The 537-nt window shown below is 73.0% G+C and carries 1 pseudogene; it reads left to right on the top strand.

Annotation, left to right across the window (positions count from 1 at the left end):
* Nucleotides 1-443 (top strand): annotated as a pseudogene (locus ACTWQJ_RS52160) (hypothetical protein); the annotation flags it as partial.
* Nucleotides 444-537 lie beyond the last annotated feature (94 nt).

The raw sequence follows: 537 nt of genomic DNA, 5'->3' as shown, positions 1-537 counted from the left end.
AGCCCCCAGAGCCCCTGCCCATAGCCGACCCCCCACCCCCAACCCCCCGCTGCGCCGCCCTGGCCGCTGGGCTCAGTGCGGAGCTGGCGCGGGAGGAAGCTTCTGGTCTCGCCCCCCAGGCAGGCCCACCGGCCGCCGCCCTCGACATCCCCCTCTGGGACGGCGGAACGCTCCCCCTCTTCCCGCTCCAACCCCCACGCACCCCCCGCGAACTGCTCGCCGACCACGTCACCGCGATGGTGTGCTGCGCCGCGATGGACACGGCCGGCGCGACCCCCGGCCTCGACTGGCTCGACGGCCCGTCCCTCCTGGTCAACGGCGAACGCGCAGCCGATCTGACCCCCAAGGTGCTGAGCCTCATAGAGGACGGCGACCCGGCACCCCTGCGGTCCTGGCTGGCCGAGGTCGGGATACGCCCGGAGAAGCCGGTACGGCTCGTCTGAGCCCCGACGTGGAGCCCCCGACGCGGAGCCCGACGTGGAGCCCCCGCTTCCGTTTTCGGTCAATTCAAAACGAACCGTGACGGACTCGGTGCGC

The organism is Streptomyces sp. KR55 (assembly GCF_052245645.1).
In the GTDB taxonomy this organism is placed as follows: domain Bacteria; phylum Actinomycetota; class Actinomycetes; order Streptomycetales; family Streptomycetaceae; genus Streptomyces; species Streptomyces flavusporus.
This window is presented reverse-complemented; position numbering and strand designations above follow the sequence as displayed.